The sequence below is a fragment of the Salmonella sp. JXY0409-18 genome, from assembly GCF_020268625.1.
In the GTDB taxonomy this organism is placed as follows: Bacteria; Pseudomonadota; Gammaproteobacteria; order Enterobacterales; family Enterobacteriaceae; genus Salmonella; species Salmonella enterica.
Genome location: NZ_CP084216.1, coordinates 1864965 through 1882551, shown reverse-complemented (window position 1 = coordinate 1882551; position 17587 = coordinate 1864965). Strand labels below are relative to the sequence as shown.

Annotated in this window: 18 protein-coding genes, 3 tRNA genes and 3 pseudogenes; 6 read left to right on the top strand and 18 right to left on the bottom strand. The window is 49.8% G+C overall.

All coding sequences use genetic code 11. The features are described from left to right. Positions 1-210: 210 nt before the first annotated feature. Both araH and LDB27_RS08940 read right to left on the bottom strand, forming a co-directional pair. A pseudogene (araH, locus tag LDB27_RS08945) lies at positions 211-391 on the bottom strand (L-arabinose ABC transporter permease AraH); the annotation flags it as partial. Positions 392-619: 228 nt separating this feature from the next. Continuing rightward, positions 620-1176, bottom strand: a pseudogene (locus tag LDB27_RS08940) (DJ-1/PfpI family protein). Between the two features lie 557 nt (positions 1177-1733). Here LDB27_RS08940 and LDB27_RS08935 point away from each other — a divergent pair. After that, the gene (locus tag LDB27_RS08935; protein WP_000741707.1) at positions 1734-2237 is read left to right on the top strand and encodes a non-heme ferritin-like protein; all 504 of its coding nucleotides are present in this window, start codon (positions 1734-1736) and stop codon (positions 2235-2237) included. Between the two features lie 178 nt (positions 2238-2415). Here the strand turns inward: LDB27_RS08935 and LDB27_RS08930 are convergent, their stop codons facing one another. Then, entirely contained in the window at positions 2416-3054 is a 639-nt protein-coding gene (locus LDB27_RS08930; protein WP_000684807.1) for an RpiB/LacA/LacB family sugar-phosphate isomerase, read from the bottom strand. Positions 3055-3264: 210 nt separating this feature from the next. Between LDB27_RS08930 and LDB27_RS08925 the strand changes: the two genes are divergently transcribed. Continuing rightward, positions 3265-3600 carry a YecR-like lipofamily protein gene (locus tag LDB27_RS08925; protein WP_000803229.1) on the top strand — a complete coding sequence of 112 codons (336 nt, stop codon included), beginning with the start codon at positions 3265-3267 and terminating at the stop codon, positions 3598-3600. 239 nt (positions 3601-3839) lie between these two features. Continuing rightward, the gene (ftnA, locus tag LDB27_RS08920) at positions 3840-4337 is read left to right on the top strand and encodes a non-heme ferritin (protein ID WP_000920619.1); all 498 of its coding nucleotides are present in this window, start codon (positions 3840-3842) and stop codon (positions 4335-4337) included. A 45-nt stretch (positions 4338-4382) separates the two neighbouring features. On the opposite strand, the gene LDB27_RS08915 is transcribed toward ftnA, so the two are convergent. Next, complete coding sequence (locus tag LDB27_RS08915; RefSeq protein ID WP_000377239.1) at positions 4383-4622, bottom strand: YecH family metal-binding protein; 240 nt, start codon at positions 4620-4622, stop codon at positions 4383-4385. A gap of 226 nt (positions 4623-4848) precedes the next feature. Here LDB27_RS08915 and tyrP point away from each other — a divergent pair, with 226 nt between their 5' ends. Then, on the top strand, positions 4849-6060 hold the full coding sequence (gene tyrP, locus LDB27_RS08910; RefSeq protein WP_024132296.1) for a tyrosine transporter TyrP: 1212 nt from the start codon (positions 4849-4851) through the stop codon (positions 6058-6060). A gap of 74 nt (positions 6061-6134) precedes the next feature. Here tyrP and LDB27_RS08905 read toward each other — a convergent pair whose 3' ends face one another. The 10 genes and pseudogenes from LDB27_RS08905 to uvrY all read right to left on the bottom strand — a co-directional run bounded on the left by LDB27_RS08905 (position 6135) and on the right by uvrY (position 13353). After that, positions 6135-6800: a YecA family protein gene (locus LDB27_RS08905; RefSeq protein WP_000781521.1), complete on the bottom strand. Its 666-nt coding sequence runs from the start codon at positions 6798-6800 to the stop codon at positions 6135-6137. A 238-nt stretch (positions 6801-7038) separates the two neighbouring features. Next, positions 7039-7365 (bottom strand): glucose-6-phosphate dehydrogenase, encoded by a 327-nt coding sequence (locus LDB27_RS08900; RefSeq protein ID WP_000240837.1) that lies wholly within the window; start codon positions 7363-7365, stop codon positions 7039-7041. Positions 7366-7577: 212 nt separating this feature from the next. Further along, positions 7578-9017 (bottom strand): SH3 domain-containing C40 family peptidase, encoded by a 1440-nt coding sequence (locus LDB27_RS08895; protein ID WP_077906422.1) that lies wholly within the window; start codon positions 9015-9017, stop codon positions 7578-7580. A gap of 213 nt (positions 9018-9230) precedes the next feature. Next, a pseudogene (locus tag LDB27_RS08890) lies at positions 9231-9562 on the bottom strand (hypothetical protein). A gap of 250 nt (positions 9563-9812) precedes the next feature. Then, positions 9813-9899: transfer RNA gene (locus LDB27_RS08885), tRNA-Leu, on the bottom strand. Between the two features lie 11 nt (positions 9900-9910). After that, positions 9911-9984: transfer RNA gene (locus tag LDB27_RS08880), tRNA-Cys, on the bottom strand. A 51-nt stretch (positions 9985-10035) separates the two neighbouring features. Further along, positions 10036-10111 (bottom strand) — tRNA-Gly (locus tag LDB27_RS08875). A gap of 151 nt (positions 10112-10262) precedes the next feature. Then, positions 10263-10811, bottom strand: coding sequence for a CDP-diacylglycerol--glycerol-3-phosphate 3-phosphatidyltransferase (pgsA, locus tag LDB27_RS08870; protein ID WP_001160192.1), 549 nt, complete (start codon positions 10809-10811; stop codon positions 10263-10265). A 56-nt stretch (positions 10812-10867) separates the two neighbouring features. Beyond that, a complete protein-coding gene (gene uvrC, locus LDB27_RS08865) occupies positions 10868-12700 on the bottom strand; it encodes an excinuclease ABC subunit UvrC (protein ID WP_001289475.1) in 1833 nt (610 codons plus the stop codon). After that, positions 12697-13353, bottom strand: a complete 657-nt coding sequence (gene uvrY, locus LDB27_RS08860) for a UvrY/SirA/GacA family response regulator transcription factor (RefSeq protein ID WP_000611323.1) — start codon at positions 13351-13353, stop codon at positions 12697-12699. Before uvrY ends, uvrC begins: the two co-directional genes overlap by 4 nt. Before the next feature lie 311 nt (positions 13354-13664). On the opposite strand from uvrY, the gene LDB27_RS08855 reads away from it, so the two are divergent. Together LDB27_RS08855 and LDB27_RS08850 are read left to right on the top strand one after the other, a co-directional pair. Beyond that, on the top strand, positions 13665-13820 hold the full coding sequence (locus LDB27_RS08855) for a hypothetical protein (protein ID WP_000546183.1): 156 nt from the start codon (positions 13665-13667) through the stop codon (positions 13818-13820). Then, the gene (locus tag LDB27_RS08850) at positions 13817-14041 is read left to right on the top strand and encodes a DUF2594 family protein (RefSeq protein WP_000106483.1); all 225 of its coding nucleotides are present in this window, start codon (positions 13817-13819) and stop codon (positions 14039-14041) included. Before LDB27_RS08855 ends, LDB27_RS08850 begins: the two co-directional genes overlap by 4 nt. A gap of 66 nt (positions 14042-14107) precedes the next feature. On the opposite strand, the gene sdiA is transcribed toward LDB27_RS08850, so the two are convergent. The 4 genes from sdiA to dcyD form a co-directional block, all read right to left on the bottom strand. Continuing rightward, positions 14108-14830, bottom strand: a complete 723-nt coding sequence (sdiA, locus tag LDB27_RS08845; RefSeq protein WP_001157165.1) for a transcriptional regulator SdiA — start codon at positions 14828-14830, stop codon at positions 14108-14110. Between the two features lie 232 nt (positions 14831-15062). Further along, positions 15063-15815, bottom strand: coding sequence for an L-cystine ABC transporter ATP-binding protein TcyN (gene tcyN, locus LDB27_RS08840; protein WP_225519937.1), 753 nt, complete (start codon positions 15813-15815; stop codon positions 15063-15065). Next, a complete protein-coding gene (gene tcyL / locus LDB27_RS08835; protein ID WP_001158238.1) occupies positions 15812-16480 on the bottom strand; it encodes a cystine ABC transporter permease in 669 nt (222 codons plus the stop codon). The genes tcyN and tcyL overlap by 4 nt, the downstream gene beginning before the upstream one ends. A 20-nt stretch (positions 16481-16500) precedes the next feature. Beyond that, positions 16501-17487 (bottom strand): D-cysteine desulfhydrase, encoded by a 987-nt coding sequence (gene dcyD / locus LDB27_RS08830; protein WP_001128187.1) that lies wholly within the window; start codon positions 17485-17487, stop codon positions 16501-16503. Positions 17488-17587: the final 100 nt, after the last annotated feature.

The following is a 17587-nucleotide window of genomic DNA, read 5'->3' as shown; positions in this document are numbered from 1 at the left end:
CTTATCATCATATTGAGACTCACAAACGGTCTCATTAGTCATGTAAGTATAGACAGTGTGACGCTGCTCGCCATTTAGAAAGACCATCGCCAGCCGGGGTAGCGGCTGGCGATGACGTGAAGCTATACTGTTTAGTTGAGTGTTAATTCATCAAATCGTACGCTTCGCTTTTTGCTTATAATGGTCGAAGATAACTGCTGCCAGAAGGATTCAGCCGCGAACCACGTATTGTGCAAAAGGTAAAATGTTGAACAGGTTCATCGCGTTCTCCACCGTTCCTGATATCAGTACGCTCGCCACCACATATGAGACTTTTCCGAGGCCGCCTTTCAGGAATCTCCCCTAAGACACACGCAGAAATAACGATTAACTCATAACCCAGGGAAGTCATTGACCAGCTTTAGCGTTTTTTATGTAGGGTAAAGTCAAACGATTCTTGTTAGAGAAGACGTAAAACGGTGCGCTATCTTTCATTCATTAGATAAATGCTGATGGCAGGAATAGTTTTAGCGAAAAATGACATAACCCAGAGCGAATTCATCAGCCAAAAGGCAGAAAAGCCAGCACATTAATCCATAACATCAGCCAGCTAATCCTTACGGCCCTGGGTGAATAACGATTACCAGGAATAATAGATATGTTCAGCCTGTTCGCGAACCGGCACATCGTCTCCCAGCAGTCTGGCGGAAAGGGTTAGCGCGAAATCAAAGACATGCCCCAAGCCTTTGCCGCTAATTAAATTACCATCTTCAACAACGGGCGCATCCACATAGACACCTTCCGGAACCGCTTTCCACAGGTCGCCGGAACAGACATAACGACGCCCCTTCAGCAATCCGTGAGCACCCAGCACCCTTGCCGCCGCGGAACAGATAGGACAAATTAATTTGCCTGCCGCATCATGACGCGCAACGAAAGCGATCACCGCCGGATTAGCCGCCAGATTAGCGCTCCCCTGCGGACCGCCCGGCAGCACTACCGCATCGAAAAGCGCCTGCTGGCGCCACTCAGCGTGCTGTCCGCAACCATAGGAATATCATGGTAACTCACCACCGCCCGTGATTCAGCACACGCCAGCGTTTCGACGTCGATATGCAAACGTCGCAGAATATCAAGAGTAACAATGGCCTCTGCTTCTTCAAATCCTGGTGCCAACAGCACCGCGACCTTTTTCATTGACTGCTCCTTGTTAACGAGTCACCCATCAAAACTGCGCTCAACCGAATAACGTGCTCGTATGATTAATGACATTAAAAATGATCTACCGCAAAATCGGCTAGTTTATAAAAACAGGCATATTTGCTCTCAACCGTTTATGCGTGTGATATCCAGACTGGCTAATGTTTATTTTATTGAAATTACCATACTTGAAAGGCTCACCCCATGATCTAAAACAATGTTTCATAAATTATGAATCTATATAATATCATTTAACTTTCAAACAGTTGCAACTACTCCACACCAAAAATCATTACACCTAAAAAAATCACACCGCTGAAAATGTAAAAAAAGATAAACAATTGCATTTAAGGATTTTCTTATTTTTATTGACGCGCTATTCTCATTACCGATCGATAAACAGGAAATGAGATCGCATAAGGGACTGGCGGAACGGAGTTCTTCTGCTAAGAGTATTTATTGTGCATAGATGATAGATGTAAGAAAGTGACAACGGCCCGTTGCATTCTCGTCTGTCATGCACATCAACACTTTCTGGAAATAAGGATATTGTTATGGCAGCTGTAGGAATGGTTCAAAAGCTCAACACGCCAATGAACCTTGAGTTTTACGCATCAAATCTTTACCTCCATCTAAGCGAATGGTGTTCTGAACACAGTTTAACAGGCACCGCCACCTTTCTTCGTACCCAGGCGCAAGGCAACGTGACGCAAATGATGCGCATGTTTAATTTTATGAAAAACGCCGGTGCCACCCCTATCGTTAAAGCCATTGATGTTCCGGGTGAAGAGCTCTGCTCTCTGGAAGAATTGTTCCAGAAAACCCTGGAGGATTATCAGCAACGCGCCAGCACGCTGTCGCGTCTGGCAGATGAAGCGAAAGCGCTGAATGATGCCTCAACGCTCGATTTTCTCCATACCCTGGAAAAAGAGCAGCAGCAGGATGGCGTACTTTTACAAACTATTCTCGAAGAAGTTCGCAGCGCTAAACGAGCAGGGTTATGCCTGGCGCAAACCGATCAGCATCTCCTTAACGTCGTGACCTATCAGCATCACTGATAGCGGCTCCCCGAGCGACAATATTGAGACGTTATTAGCCGGATAGCAACGCGAAGCAGCTTATCCGGCCTACACCGTTTCTGGTCTGTTTGCCAGAGGTGGCGCCTGTCGCTACTGGCGTATTATCGGCACATCATGCCAGCCGACAGGCACGAAACGTCTCTGGCTTGTCCGGGCATTACCCCAGCATCTCACGTACAAACGCTTCTATTTCTTTATTCTGTCCGTTTTCAAACAAACATTGCTGGAAACGCGGCCCTGAAACCGCCGTTTTAACCAGTTCAGGACCGATAGCCCGCAGTGTATCCAGATAATTCTCTTTGACGACCGCGGCCTTAACCTGGTTCAAAATGCCCGCATTGCGTACCTGCGGCGCTTTGCGCTCAGGCGGATACCCCTCGCCTTTACGCCCGGTAAACGCTTTTTCAAAGATGAAACGCACGTTCAGCTCAGCGCCCCAGCCAAAGCCTTTCGCAAATGGCAGGGACAACGCATTGCCGTTGTTGATCTGCGCAAACAGAAAAGCATCTGCCGGATCGATGCAATAGCCACAAATGACACCAGGATGAATATTTAACGACATCAGCGCGCCCTGCCCGGTGCCACAGCCAGTAACCACAAAATCAACCGCGTTTGCATTAAGCAGAATACTCGCCATGATGCCTAAATGAATGTACGTCAGGTGATGGTCATTTTCGTCGCACATGCCGACGTTAAAAACGGGAAATCCCTTTTCATTGGCGACGGCGCTAAGTTCGTTATAAATGATGGCATTTTTGCTGGCCTGGCTATTTTCCATCATCAGTGCAATTTTCATCCTGTTCCTCCTGAATGCAGACGGTCTTGCCTGCGTAAATCATGACGTTTTGCCCACACTACACATTTGAAGACGCTCACACATTTTCTGTTCCCGCTGTAAATCTCCTGCCGTTACCTTTAATCAAGGCGAATCCGTAAGTTATTCCAGCCATTGACGGTGCAAGACACGAGGTAGCATGGTCTGATACCGAATTGTCGGAGCGATTTTATGAAGCCTCTTATTTTTACTCTTTCACTGCTAGCCCTGACGGGATGCACCATTACTCGACAAGCGCAGGTCAGCGAAGCCAGCCCGATAAGCGGCATCGTGCGCCTGACGTATAACCAGCCGCTATTTTTTACTTCACGGACAGATGACTATGTATCTCACGGGACCGCAACACGCGAATGCCAGCAGATGGGCTATGCCGATGCCGTTTCGTTTGGTCAGCCGGTAGGAACCTGTAGCATTTATGCGGGCTCGTTGTGTCTGAACACCCGATTTACCCTCTCCTGGCAGTGCCGGGGCGTTGCCGTCCCGCAAATCATGCCGCTTTATTATTAAGGCGGCTGGCTTAACGCCGACACCATCTACAATGGAGGAGAGTGCAAGGTCGCTATTGCCAGCATGAAGGTGCTGGCTTTCCTTTATTTTTATACACTATACACTGGCGTTAATGCGTTTTATTCCCATTCGTATTTTTAATAATTAAATTTAATATTTTACCTTTTGCAAATAATAAAATAACAAATTATAGTGGCGCCACATTACTGTATATCTTTTGCTATTTGTGGAGCGGAACCATGCTGAAAACAGAAATGATCGACAAACTGAATGAGCAAATGAATCTGGAGTTGTACTCCTCCCTGCTCTATCAACAAATGAGCGCGTGGTGCAGCTATCACAGTTTTGAAGGCGCGGCCGCATTTCTTCGTCGCCATGCGCAAGAAGAGATGACGCATATGCAGCGCCTGTTTGACTACCTTACCGATACCGGAAGCCTGCCGCGCATTAATACCGTTTCTTCGCCCTTCGCTGAGTACACCTCACTGGATGAGCTGTTCCGCGCGACCTATGAGCATGAGCAGCTTATTACGCAAAAAATTAATGAACTGGCTCATGCCGCAATGACCAGCCAGGATTATCCGACATTTAATTTCTTGCAGTGGTATGTGGCCGAGCAGCATGAAGAAGAAAAATTGTTCAAATCTATTATTGATAAATTAACGCTGGCGGGAAAAAGCGGCGAAGGGCTTTATTTTATTGATAAAGAACTCTCCACACTGGATACGCAAAATTAATCCAGCACGTCCTTACACGGTGAGACGAGCTCTCACCGTGGCGTATTAATGGCGGCAGATTTTACTCTCATGCGTTGAAAAACCGCCCTCCACAGCAATAAACTTTCCTTTCGCCGCCAGAAACGCGACCAGTTCCGCCGCCGTCATATCTGACGCTGAACAGGTGTGAAATCGTGCCCGCTCGCCAAAGCGCGCTTTTATTGCCGCCTCCAGCGAGGTATGCGTGTACTGCTCGCCAGACTCAATCATCATATTGAGTACTTCGTGACCGTGAATGGAATCCATAACCCCTCCTGAATAAAACTCGTAGCCTAATGTGTCCGTGTGCGAGCGACTTTGCGCTAGCGCAGGTTTGCGGCGGTTGTCCGCGTCTCTTCCCATATTCGCTTTTATGCCCGGAACTGTAAATTTTACAGTACACCCATTGTAACGACCATTTGACGAAAATAGCGTAATGCCTTACCCTGCGCCGCGGATATCACCGTTCTTTGTTACCGGGGTAGTAGAAAGCGTGAAAAACAGAACTCTGGGCAGTATTTTTATCGTGGCAGGCACCACTATCGGCGCCGGGATGCTGGCAATGCCGCTGGCAGCGGCTGGCGTTGGTTTCAGCGTCACGCTGGGATTGTTGATTGGCCTGTGGGCGCTGATGTGTTATACCGCGCTACTATTACTGGAGGTATATCAACACGTTCCGGCAGATACCGGGCTGGGCTCGTTGGCAAAACGCTATCTTGGACGTTACGGACAGTGGCTTACGGGATTCAGTATGATGTTCTTACTGTATGCGCTCACCGCCGCCTACATTTCCGGAGCCGGAGAATTACTGGCATCCAGTATTAATAACTGGCTTGGCGCCACGCTCTCGCCCGCTGCCGGGGTGCTGCTGTTCACCTTTGTTGCCGGTGGGGTGGTGTGTGTGGGCACCTCGCTGGTCGACCTTTTTAACCGCTTCCTGTTTAGCGCAAAGATCATTTTTCTGGTCATCATGCTTGCGTTGCTCACGCCACATATTCATAAAGTAAATCTTCTTACGCTTCCTTTACAGCAGGGGCTGGCGTTATCCGCCATACCGGTCATTTTCACCTCGTTTGGTTTTCACGGAAGCGTACCGAGTATTGTGAGTTATATGAACGGCAACATTCGCCGGCTGCGTTGGGTCTTTATGACGGGTAGTGCCATTCCGTTAGTGGCCTATATTTTTTGGCAGCTCGCCACGCTGGGAAGTATCGACTCGCCGACATTCAGAGGGCTACTGGCCAGCCATGCCGGGTTAAATGGCCTGCTGCAGGCACTCAGAGAAGTGGTCGCTTCGCCACATGTCGAACTGGCGGTCCACCTGTTCGCCGATCTGGCGCTGGCGACCTCTTTTCTGGGCGTAGCGCTAGGATTATTTGATTACCTGGCCGATCTATTCCAGCGCCGCAGTACGGTGTCCGGACGTCTGCAAACCGGGCTGATTACCTTTCTGCCGCCGCTGGCGTTTGCGCTTTTCTACCCACGTGGATTTGTGATGGCATTAGGCTATGCCGGCGTAGCGCTGGCAGTGCTGGCACTGCTCATCCCTGCCATGCTGGTCTGGCAATGCCGTAAACAGAGCCCTCAGGCGGGATATCGTGTGGCAGGCGGCACGCCAGCGCTGGTGCTGGTGTTTATCTGCGGCATTGTCGTGATTGGCGTCCAGTTTTCGATCGCACTGGGGTTCCTGCCCGATCCAGGTTAATGCCAGGCAAAGATTACCGGGCCCGGACGCCGTCCAGGCTCGATAATCATCACGCTATGGCCGTTTACGAGCCATTAATGCAGGCAGCACTGCTTAAATTTTTTGCCACTCCCGCATGGACAAGGATCGTTACGCCCCACTTTCACCTCTGCTTTTATCGGCATCTGTAGCGGCGTCGTGTGCGGATGCGCCATCCACCAGGCATGAAGCTCAAGCGCCGCGATACGGATAGCGTCAACGCTTTTATCGAACGCTTCCGGGCTCATTTTATCCAACAGCGCAAAGTTTTCTTCAGTGCCGTGTAAGGCAATCGCTTCCAGCGCCGGTTTTAGCGTATCCGGCAAGTCAGACCAGTCGGACAGCGACACTCCGCGCATGTAACCAAAGCACCATTCTTCAACAATCGTTAATTCATGGCCATCAACTTCTCGCAGGCCAAACAGCGGCTCGAACTGTTCTGGATAGTCTTCAAGCCGGGCGGCTGTGTCCGCCATGTGCTGGAACACCAGATCCATAAATCGCGTCATTTCTTTTTCAGATGTCCAGCGCGGTACGTACGCGGGTCCCCCCCATATCGCGACCAGCCACTGTTCCGGCTCGATGGGACGCGGAGAACTTAGTACCGCAGTAATCAGACCGTCCAGCTCCGCGACATCCAAAATGGCCTGATCGGTATTGTATTTCGTCAGCACATCATCCAGCCATTCCAGCTCGTTCTCGTTTAATGGTTCCATTTTCATAACGCTTTTCCTCAGTGATGACTTCCGCCTGTAGGCCTCTTACATTGCAGCGGATAAAAATAATTTTTTTGCAGGCAGTTTGGATGGCAACCATCAGGGGCCAGATTAACACGAAATGAGGAGGATTCCGGAAGTTAACGCACAAAAGGAGGATCAGGGCGCAGATTTTCCGCCAGGAAACGCTCGCCCCACACAAAAGCGAGAGATGGGTTTCTCGCTATATTATACTCATGCTAACTTATACCACCGCCGCGGACAGATAAAACCGCCCTCTCAAATAGAGCTTATTTTCAGTAAAAAAGTGTTTAATGAGTTCGTCTACCGCTTCTCTGTCAGCAGAAAAGGTTATTTCCATAAACAGCGTATCGTACCCTATTTTGATATTTTTTTTCTTACAGTAAACACGGATCTCATCCTGCACACTCAGCAACGGCAGGCTAAATGTGTATAGCGGTTGCGGTTCTTTTTTCGCCGCTTTCTCAAAAACTTTAGTGACCAGATCCCCAAGATCGCGCTCTGACCGGGCACCGTTATTAAAATGCAATAAATTACGTCTTTTTACCACCCAGCCTCCAGCCAGATACCGCCAACAATAACTCTCACTTCAATGTGTGAGGCACATAATCACATCCAGAATCAGCTCCAGATAGTATTTCAAATAAACAGCCCGCACTATAGCGCATACTTTTTTCAGACACAGTTTACAGGGATACTCTCTTTATATCCACGCGCACGGTTGCCTTAATCATGTCTTCCGCGATAACACAGTTTGTCAACCTATTCTATATAACCAAGCTTAAACAGAACCTTACCAGCCAGCGATATCAGCTCAGGATTTTCAGGATAAAAACGCAGTAACGGCAAAAATACCGCCTCACCGATAATGCTCCGGCTATTAGCATGGTTTGGGCGCAATCCCCAGATATTCTGATAAGTCATCGGCACGACCTGCCCATTCATGGTTGTGTTACCGATATACAGCATAATATGCCCTGGAATATAGACCAACGTAGTAAACGGTTTTCCGTATCTGGTGAGATAATCGATCCGCATTTGGGGATTTTTATGACTAAGATCGACCACCCGTCCAGCAGACTCTACCTGCGCGGATGAATGTCTGGGCAGGTATATGCCAAACGGCATTAACAGGCTGCGGACTTCGGCTGAACAATCATTATAAAAGTTAAAATTTCCCCAACCGTAGGGGGCGCCGTGCATTGCTTTCATTAGCACGGCGATATTTTCCGGCGTCATTTTCCACGGCATAGCCGTAAACTCGTTACCGCTTAGCCAGACCCAATGGATAAACGCACGACCATTGCTATCGCGAACTGGCGCCGCAATCAGGAACTGGCCCGCCCGTTGATGTCGGAACGGTAAAATAGTGCCCGGTCGCCCGGTGAAATAATAGACGCCTGCGGCATGGACAGAAACCGGCGCGTTGATAAATGCCCCCAGTTGCTTATGAGCAAGCAAAACCCACTGTGTTATAAATTTCTGATCCGCACTGGCAATATCTTCACTATGAACCCAGCCAGTTACCGCTGGTGAAACGACATATTGCCAGCGTTGGTCTTTGCTCTTCGTCAGCGTATAGACCGGCGTACCGGGACGCAGCGAAGACATTTGTAAATTATCAAACGGGTACCCCTCGCCCGCCTGACGGGGATCGTTAAAGAGCGGGTCGTCCGTTGGCAGCGCTCTGACTAAACTTTCCCTGACCATAATGCCTCGCCGGGAGGCATGATAGATATTGTCAATCTGCGTATCCGTATTCCCTCTAACCCCCTCTTTCCAGCGAGAGGTATAAAGTCTGAAGTTTTCCCCCCAATAAGCACTGCCGTCGCTAAGAAACTGCTTAATACTGGCATCCCGCGCCTGTGCTGCGTTTTTTTTCAGCAATGCGGTAATATAAAAACCATTCCACGGCGAGTGCGCTTCACTGTCCATTCCGAAATAATGAGATTTTAGTGCGTTAAAGTAGCGTTGTTGGGTAGCACTATCAATAACCGGAATAGTGTAATCAGCCGAGTCCGGAGGTATCCATTTATCAACCGACTGTGAATAATCCGCTAACGGAAAGCGTGTTTTTGTCGGGTCAATATAGCTCCCTGTGAGAATTTCATCTTTGGCTGTTGATCGATAGGTCGTCTGGTGGCAAGCGGTGAGGTACAATGGTATCAATAAAACGGCCCAGGTTTTCTTTTGCATCATCATCTCCGTAAAGCGGGGAAAGCATAATATAGAGACTGACCAAAACCTCCATTCACGAAAACCCGAAATTATCTGTAGTTGACCTGTTATTAAGACAATATTGCAAAACGTGATTAAAGCATGAAGCGGATCACATTACCTTGTGATGAATATTAGTTCGCTATCTACCTTTAATTAAATTGTGCAGAAAATACCCCTGAACAGTTATATACTCGTTTAATTTGCATAAATACTCCACTGACCCGCCCCTGTTTTTTTCAGACAATACATACTGTAGCGCGTCAGTTCTACTTTTTTTATATACTCTGCAAAGTCGTTTTCATCGACGTAGCCAATAAAATTACGCGCATCACATGTCGAAGAGGAAAACTCACCGGGAAGAGAGTAGGTTACGATTGCACTCTCAGGCTCATACAAAATAAAAAAAAGTAGCAAAGCGCAACCTACAATCCCAATATTAATGAAGCTAATAAATAATTTTGCATTATCGGTATATTTCACTGGCAGACCTACTCACTTTATAAAGCAGGCATAAAACATATCAGCATTTTTTATAGAGATTAATGGATTTTATCGGCTGATTTACCCGACGTTTAGTATTTACCAGGCATAAGTTCTTGCGGGTCGGTAGCACATAACTGTTGTACTGGCAGAAATGCCGCTACCGGTGTTTTTTTACCGTGTATCGCGCTGGAAAGTTCACGCTCGCGGTCGGCATACAAATTGAAGACACAAAAAAACCACCCGTAGGTGGTTTCACGACACTGCTTATTGCTTTGATTATTCTTGTCTTTCCCATGGTACCCGGAGCGGGACTTGAACCCGCACAGCGCGAACGCCGAGGGATTTTAAATCCCTTGTGTCTACCGATTCCACCATCCGGGCTCGGGAAAAATTGGAGGCGCGTTCCGGAGTCGAACCGGACTAGACGGATTTGCAATCCGCTACATAACCGCTTTGTTAACGCGCCAAATTTTTTTGCTTTTCAGCCAGCATCCGCTTTACGCCAATGCTTTTAAACTGGAGCGGGAAACGAGACTCGAACTCGCGACCCCGACCTTGGCAAGGTCGTGCTCTACCAACTGAGCTATTCCCGCAGTATCAAGCAACTTTGTTAATCACTTGATTTTGTTATCGTCTGGCAATCAGTGCTGCCGTTCGATGCGTTGCATTCTACTTACCTGACGCACTGAGTCAACGATATTTTTCGTCACTCACGATCGTTTGCTGAAATTTGCGGCGAAACGATCACTGATCAAGCAAATCTCCGCGTGCAGCGCTCAAATATTGCAACATGGACCACAATGTTAGCACCGCTGCAACAAAGAAAAGCGCGATCCCGGCATACTCTACCCAGATATTCGGACGCCACAAGAGCCACGCCAGCGCCACCATCTGCGCGGTAGTTTTGACTTTACCGATCCAGGAGACCGCTACACTACTGCGTTTGCCCAGCTCAGCCATCCATTCACGCAGAGCAGAGATAATAATTTCGCGGGCTATCATCGTCGCCGCAGGTAACGTCACCCACCAGCTATGATAATGCTCGGTGACCAGCACCATGGCGATCGCCACCAGCACCTTGTCGGCGACGGGGTCGAGGAAAGCGCCGAAACGCGTACTCTGGTTCCAGCGTCGCGCCAGAAAGCCGTCAAACCAGTCGGTAATAGCGGCAATACAGAAAATCAGCGCGCTGACCATCGGCGCCCAGGCGAACGGCAAATAAAACACCACGACAAAGAATGGAATCAGGATGACGCGAAACAGCGTGAGCAACGTAGGGATATTAAATTGCATAGTGACGGGTAACTATCTGTTGTCAGTGAAATTACCCCTATGTTGCTACAGTGGCCTCAATGTTTCAACGACCAGAAGATCTTTTCTGCCAGACCTTGCGAAATACCCGGCACTTTTGCAATTTCTTCTACGCTGGCGTTACGTAGTCCTTGCAAACCGCCCATATATTTCAGCAGCATCTGGCGACGTTTAGGCCCAACGCCTTCAATAGTTTCCAGCGTACTGGTATTTTTAACCTTTGCGCGTTTTTTACGGTGTCCGCCGATCGCGTGATCGTGCGACTCATCGCGAATATGCTGAATAACATGCAGCGCCGGCGAGTCCGGCGGCAGGCTAAACCCCTCTCCTTCCGGTTCAAAAAAGAGTGTTTCCAGACCGGCCTTTCTGTCTGCGCCTTTGGCGACGCCGAGCAACAAAGGGCGATGCTTATCCCAGGGGACATCCAGCTCAGCGAAAACGGCTTTCGCCTGGGCGAGCTGCCCTTTTCCGCCGTCGATCAGAATAACGTCCGGAATCTTACTTTCTTCTATGGCCTTGCCATAACGCCGACGTAGCACCTGATTCATCGCCGCGTAGTCATCACCCGGCGTGATGCCCGCGATATTATAACGACGATACTCGGCGCGTAACGGCCCGTTAGCGTCAAATACCACACAGGATGCGACCGTTTGCTCCCCCATGGTATGGCTGATGTCAAAACACTCCATCCGCTTGATAGCAGGAAGTTTTAATACCGCCGCCAGCGCAGTCAAACGCTGCGTGATGGTGGACTGCTGCGAAAGTTTTGTAATTAAGGCCGTTGCCGCGTTGGTCCGCGCCAGCTTGAGATAACGGGCGCGATCGCCGCGCGGTTTTGTCTGGACATGAATACGCCGTCCGGCAAGCTCCGACAACGAGTCGGCGAGCAGCGTTTTATCGCTAAGATTAAAATCGAGCAGTATCTCGCCCGGTAGCGTGCGCATCTGGCTACCCTGCAGGTAAAACTGCCCGACAAAGGTTTCCACCACTTCGCCCAGTTCCGTACCGCCAGGCACTTTTGGAAAATAGCTGCGGCTGCCCAGCACCTTACCCTGGCGAATAAACAGCACATGCACACAGGCCATACCCGCATCGAAAGCCACGCCGATAACGTCGAGATCGTCGCCCGCATTGGAGACAAACTGTCTCTCCGTGACCCGGCGTACCGCCTGGATCTGATCGCGAATACGCGCCGCCTCTTCAAATGCCAAATCCTGGCTGGCCTTTTCCATCCGGGCAATCAGCTGTGTTAAGACCTGGTCGTCCTTGCCGGACAAAAACAACCGGACATACTCCACCTGTTGCGTGTACTCCTCCTCGCTGACCAGTCCTGCAACGCAGGGGCCTAAGCAGCGGCCAATCTGGTATTGCAGGCAAGGACGCGAGCGGTTGCGATACACGCTGTTTTCGCACTGGCGGATAGGGAAAATTTTCTGTAACAGCGCCAGCGTTTCCCGCACGGCATAGCCGTTAGGAAATGGGCCGAAGTACTCGCCTTTCGCATGTTTAGCGCCACGGTGCATCGCCAGACGCGGATGGGTATCGCCGCTCAGAAAAATAAAAGGATAGGATTTATCATCACGCAACAACACGTTGTAACGCGGTTGATACAACTTGATGTAATTATGCTCAAGCAGCAGCGCTTCCGTTTCGGTATGCGTTACCGTGACATCAATGTGTTGAATTTGCGCAACTAGCGCTTCGGTTTTACGCGAAGCCAGGTTGCTGCGAAAGTAGCTGGAAAGACGCTTTTTCAGGTCTTTTGCTTTACCAACATAGATAACCGTACCGCCGGCGTCATACATACGATAGACACCGGGTTGGCTGGTAACGGTTTTCAAAAACGCCTTTGCGTCAAATATTTCACTCACTGGCTTGTTAACGTCTCCGCATTACACAGGCCATGGCGGATTGCCAGGTGAGTCAGCTCAACATCACCATGAATGTTTAATTTACTGAACATACGATAGCGATAGCTGTTCACCGTTTTAGGACTGAGATTCAGCTGTTCTGAAATCTCATTGACCTTCTGACCCTTGGTGATCATCAGCATAATCTGCAACTCGCGTTCAGACAAACTGGCGAACGGCGTTTCCGTTTTTGCAGGCTCGATCTGACTGAGCGCCATCTGCTGAGCGATATCGGAGGCGATATAACGTTGTCCGGAATACACCGAACGAATAGCGCTCACCACCTCCTGAGGCGCAGCGCCTTTGCTGAGATAGCCAGCTGCGCCAGCCTGCATCACTTTGGCGGGCAACGGGTTCTCCGTATGGACGGTCAGCATGATCACTTTGATATCCGCTGTCGATCGGGCAATTTTACGCGTTGCCTCAAGGCCGCCAATACCGGGCATGTTCATATCCATCAGCACGACGTCAACGGCGTTAGTACGGCACCATTTTACCGCATCCTCTCCGCAGCACGCTTCACCGACAACTTTAATGCCCTTTATATCTTCAAGAATGCGTCGTATCCCTGCGCGCACCAGTTCGTGGTCATCAACAAGAAGAACGTTGATCAAAGGAATATCTCCAGAATAGGGATAACGCTACTGATAGTTAATCGTCCTTATATTAGCTGGTTTTATCTCAACTTTGAAACGTAAAAAAACACCGGGTATTCGATTTTGCTCTCGTTTTTGGAAATTATGTTGTACGTCATGTGGCAACTGCCAACGTTGTAGCCCCTTCTGGCGGCGCTGTCCCGCGCTGCTATTTCATAATGGTGACAAAAATTTCACGTTCCGCTGTCTAAACACTAATTAGAGAATCAACTTTGTAACAATAATTAACGAGTGAAATACGCGTAATAAACAAAGAATGAAGAAAATATATGCATCACGCGGCAACGTTTATTTTGTGGGTAAACCTTCCCCTTTTTGATCAAAAAACAACCACTGCTATTTTTAGCGTAGCTTATGGTATACTCCGCCGCCTTAACATCTGCTATCGCACATTTTCACTGAAACATAACGAGGAAAATAAATGAGTACGCCTGATTTTTCCACCGCTGAGAATAATCAAGAACTGGCTACTGAAGTCAACTGCCTGAAAGCCATGTTAACGCTGATGCTGCAGGCGATGGGCCAGGCCGATGCAGGGCGCGTGATTCTTAAAATGGAAAAACAGATCGCGCAGATGGATGATGAAGCACAAGCGGCGGTATTTTCCAGTACGGTTAAGCAAATTAAACAAGCTTACCGCCAGTAGTAAAAAACCGGCTGTTAGCATCGCTTTCAGCCGGTTTCGCGTCTGGCGCGAAGCATCGTCAGCACGTCATATCAGACCTGTCGCCGCAGCGTAGCAGGCAATCTGTGTTTTATTTGGCGCATTGAATTTCTTCTGCATGTTTTTCTGATGGAAGTTAACGGTATTTTCAGAAATCGACAGAATAATGGCGATCTCCGATGAGGTCTTCCCTTCCGCCGTCCACTTCAGAATCTCTTTCTCACGTTTACTGAAACGCATCTCAGGCGCCATCACCATGTCGTCTTCAAATCTTGTCAGCGCCGAAAGACTCTCCCGCGCCAGCAGTTGCAACCTCAGCTCCACTTCATCGTAGGTAAACGAGGAGCAGCGTAAACTGCTTCGGGAGAAAGATAAAAAGCCCAGCGCCCGGTTCGGCAACATCACACACTGGGTTACGCCTCTGCGTAATCCGAAACGCTGGGCGGCATCCCACATCGCCTGCGCTTCATGAAATAGCATGTCATCCCAATGTAAATGACCCTGCCTGAAATTTTCCGGCTTTAATACCGGATCGATCGCAAAATAGTTTTCGGACTGATAATGCGTTACCCACGCCGGAGGATAAGTGGTACGAAGCGATATTTTAGGCCGGGTAAAGGGAACGGGATGACGAACACACAGGGCATAATAATCAAATTCCAGCCGCTGTGTCTGATATTGCAATTCAGTATAAACATCCTCTGCTGCCGCCATCTCCTGAAAGCGTAACAACATTGCGCGTCGCCAGGTGAAGAAATCATTTTCCTGCATATTTTATGGTCACGCCTTTGATATTGATAATCATTATTATGAATGACTTAAATTAACACATAAATAGTGTTTATATATAAGAAATATCGGACGAATCGTAGAATACTTGAGCGGCATTACAGTTTTTTGGCTTCCGCCTGAGAGCGAGGTTAATAATCTGGCAGAATGACTTCATAATTATTCATTGCGCTCGCCCGAGGCGCGGCTAATTCGGGCGAGCGTTGAAAAGGTATTATTTCACTAAAAATTTCTCAAGGAACTGGCGGGTACGCGGATGCTGAGGATCGGCGAACAAGGTTTTCGCCGGCCCCTGCTCAACGATTTGCCCCTGATCCATAAATATTGCCCGGTCAGCCACGTCACGCGCAAAGCCCATTTCGTGAGTGACGATCACCATCGTGCGCTTTTCCTGCGCCAGCTGGCGAATTGTATTAAGCACCTCGCCGACTAATTCAGGATCAAGCGCCGACGTGGGCTCATCAAACAGAATCACTTCCGGGCGCATCGCCAGCGCACGCGCAATCGCCACGCGCTGCTGTTGCCCGCCCGACAGGCAGCGCGGATAACGGGTCTCTTTACCAGCCAACCCGACTTTGGCTAACAGTTCCCGCGCCAGCGCCGTCGCCTCGGCTTTCGGCTCTCCCTTTACAATCACCGGACCTTCAATGATATTTTCCAGCACGGTACGATGCGGGAACAGGTTAAAACTCTGAAAGACAAAGCCGACATGCTGACGTAGCTGGCGAATCAACCCTTTTTGCTGGCTGAATGGGCGGGCGGTATCGATGATAATATCGCCCACTTTAATGGTGCCCGCTTCCGGTTGTTCCAGCAGGTTAATGCAGCGTAATAACGTTGTTTTCCCTGAGCCGCTCGGGCCGATAATGGCGACGACTTCTCCGGGCTTCACCTCAAGGTCGATACCGTGCAGCACCGTTTGACCATGAAATTTTTTGACCAGGTTGGTGACTTCGATCGCACTCATTTTGGCTCTCTCTCCTGGCGGTTAAGCTGGTTTTCAAAATAGTTTTGCAGTGCCGATAAGACGGTCGCCATTACCCAGTAGATTAACGACGCGGCCAGATACATGGTAAACACCTCCAGCGTTCGCGAGGTAATTAACTGCGCCTGGCGGAACAACTCCGGCACCTGAATCGTCGCGGCGAGCGACGTATCTTTCACCAGGCTGATAAAGCTGTTGCTCAACGGCGGAAGCGCGACACGAGCCGCCTGCGGCAAAATAGCGCGACGTAGCGTTTGCCACGGCGTCATGCCAATGCTCGCCGCCGCTTCCCATTGTCCCTTGTCGATAGCCGAGATCGCCGCGCGCAGCGTCTCGGACGTGTAAGCCGCGGTATTGAGCGATAAACCAATCATCGCCGCCGGGATAGGGTCCAGCTCAATCCCAAATTGCGGCAGGCCGTAATAGATCATAAATAACTGGGCGATAAGCGGCGTACCGCGAAAAATCGAGATATAAAAGCGCGCCAGCCAGCGAACCGGCCATAGCGGAGACATCCGCATCAGCGCCAGCACAAATCCCAGCAGCAGACCAAAAAACATACCGCCAATACTCAGTTGCAGGGTAAAGACGGCGCCTTTAAGCAAATACGGCAGCGATTCAATAACCAGTTGGATACTTTCTTGCATTCGCGTTGATTACCTGGAGGTTATACATGAGGATGGTAGGCAAACAGCGCAGGCGCCCCACCGGTGTGAATAAAGAGAATCGGCCCGTCATCGTTAAAGCGTTTCTGGCTGATGCCGTCTATCAGACCCGCCATCGCTTTACCGGTATATACCGGATCCAGCAGCACTCCCTCCAGGCTCGCCAGCAGTTTCACCGCCTCCATCCCCGCGTCATTTGGCACGCCGTAACCCGGGGCAAAATAGTCATCCCATAAATGAATATCCGCCGTCGCCGTCAGCGCCAGCTGACCGGCAATAGCCTGCTGCAAGGCAATTACTTTGGGTTTCTGCTCGGCGACAGCACGTGAAACGGTCACGCCAATTAGTTCGACATCCGGCATCAGATGTTCCAGCCCGACAGCTAACCCGGCGTGCGTTCCGGCGCTGCCGGAGGCCACCACCACCGAAGAGAGCCCGACGACCTCTTCACACTGCTGGGCGATTTCCAGGGCGCTCTCTACGTATCCCATTGCGCCCAGCGCGCTGGAGCCGCCGACCGGAATCACATAGGGCCTGAACCCTTGCGCTTCAATGCGCGTCGCCAGCGTTTGCAGCTGCGCATCCGGATCGGTCAGCGCATCGCACATCTCAATTTGCGTATTAAATAAATCCAGTAACAGGCGATTACCATTCGTCAGGTAATTTTCCGCAGTGGTACCGATTGGATTTTCCAGCAAGGCGACGCAATGCAGCCCCAATTTGGCCGCGACCGCCGCCGTCTGACGGACATGGTTCGACTGAATCGCCCCTGCGGTTATCAGCGTATCCGCCCCTTCTCGCAGCGCGTCGGCCACCAGAAACTCCAGCTTGCGCAGTTTATTGCCGCCCATTGCAATGGGCGTAACGTCATCGCGCTTAATGTAAATCTCACGGCCAAGATAATCAGACAATCGCGGCAGGTATTCGAGCGGGGTCGGCGCGCCGATAAGCTCCAGGCGAGGGAAGCGCGTTAAGTGATGTAGTGGCATTGAGCCTCCAGTAACGTTGTGGTGTGTTCTTTTTATTATGCACGTTGATCTAACGGAAATAAAAAAGGCGCCGATTCACGCGCCTCCGTTTGCTAACATA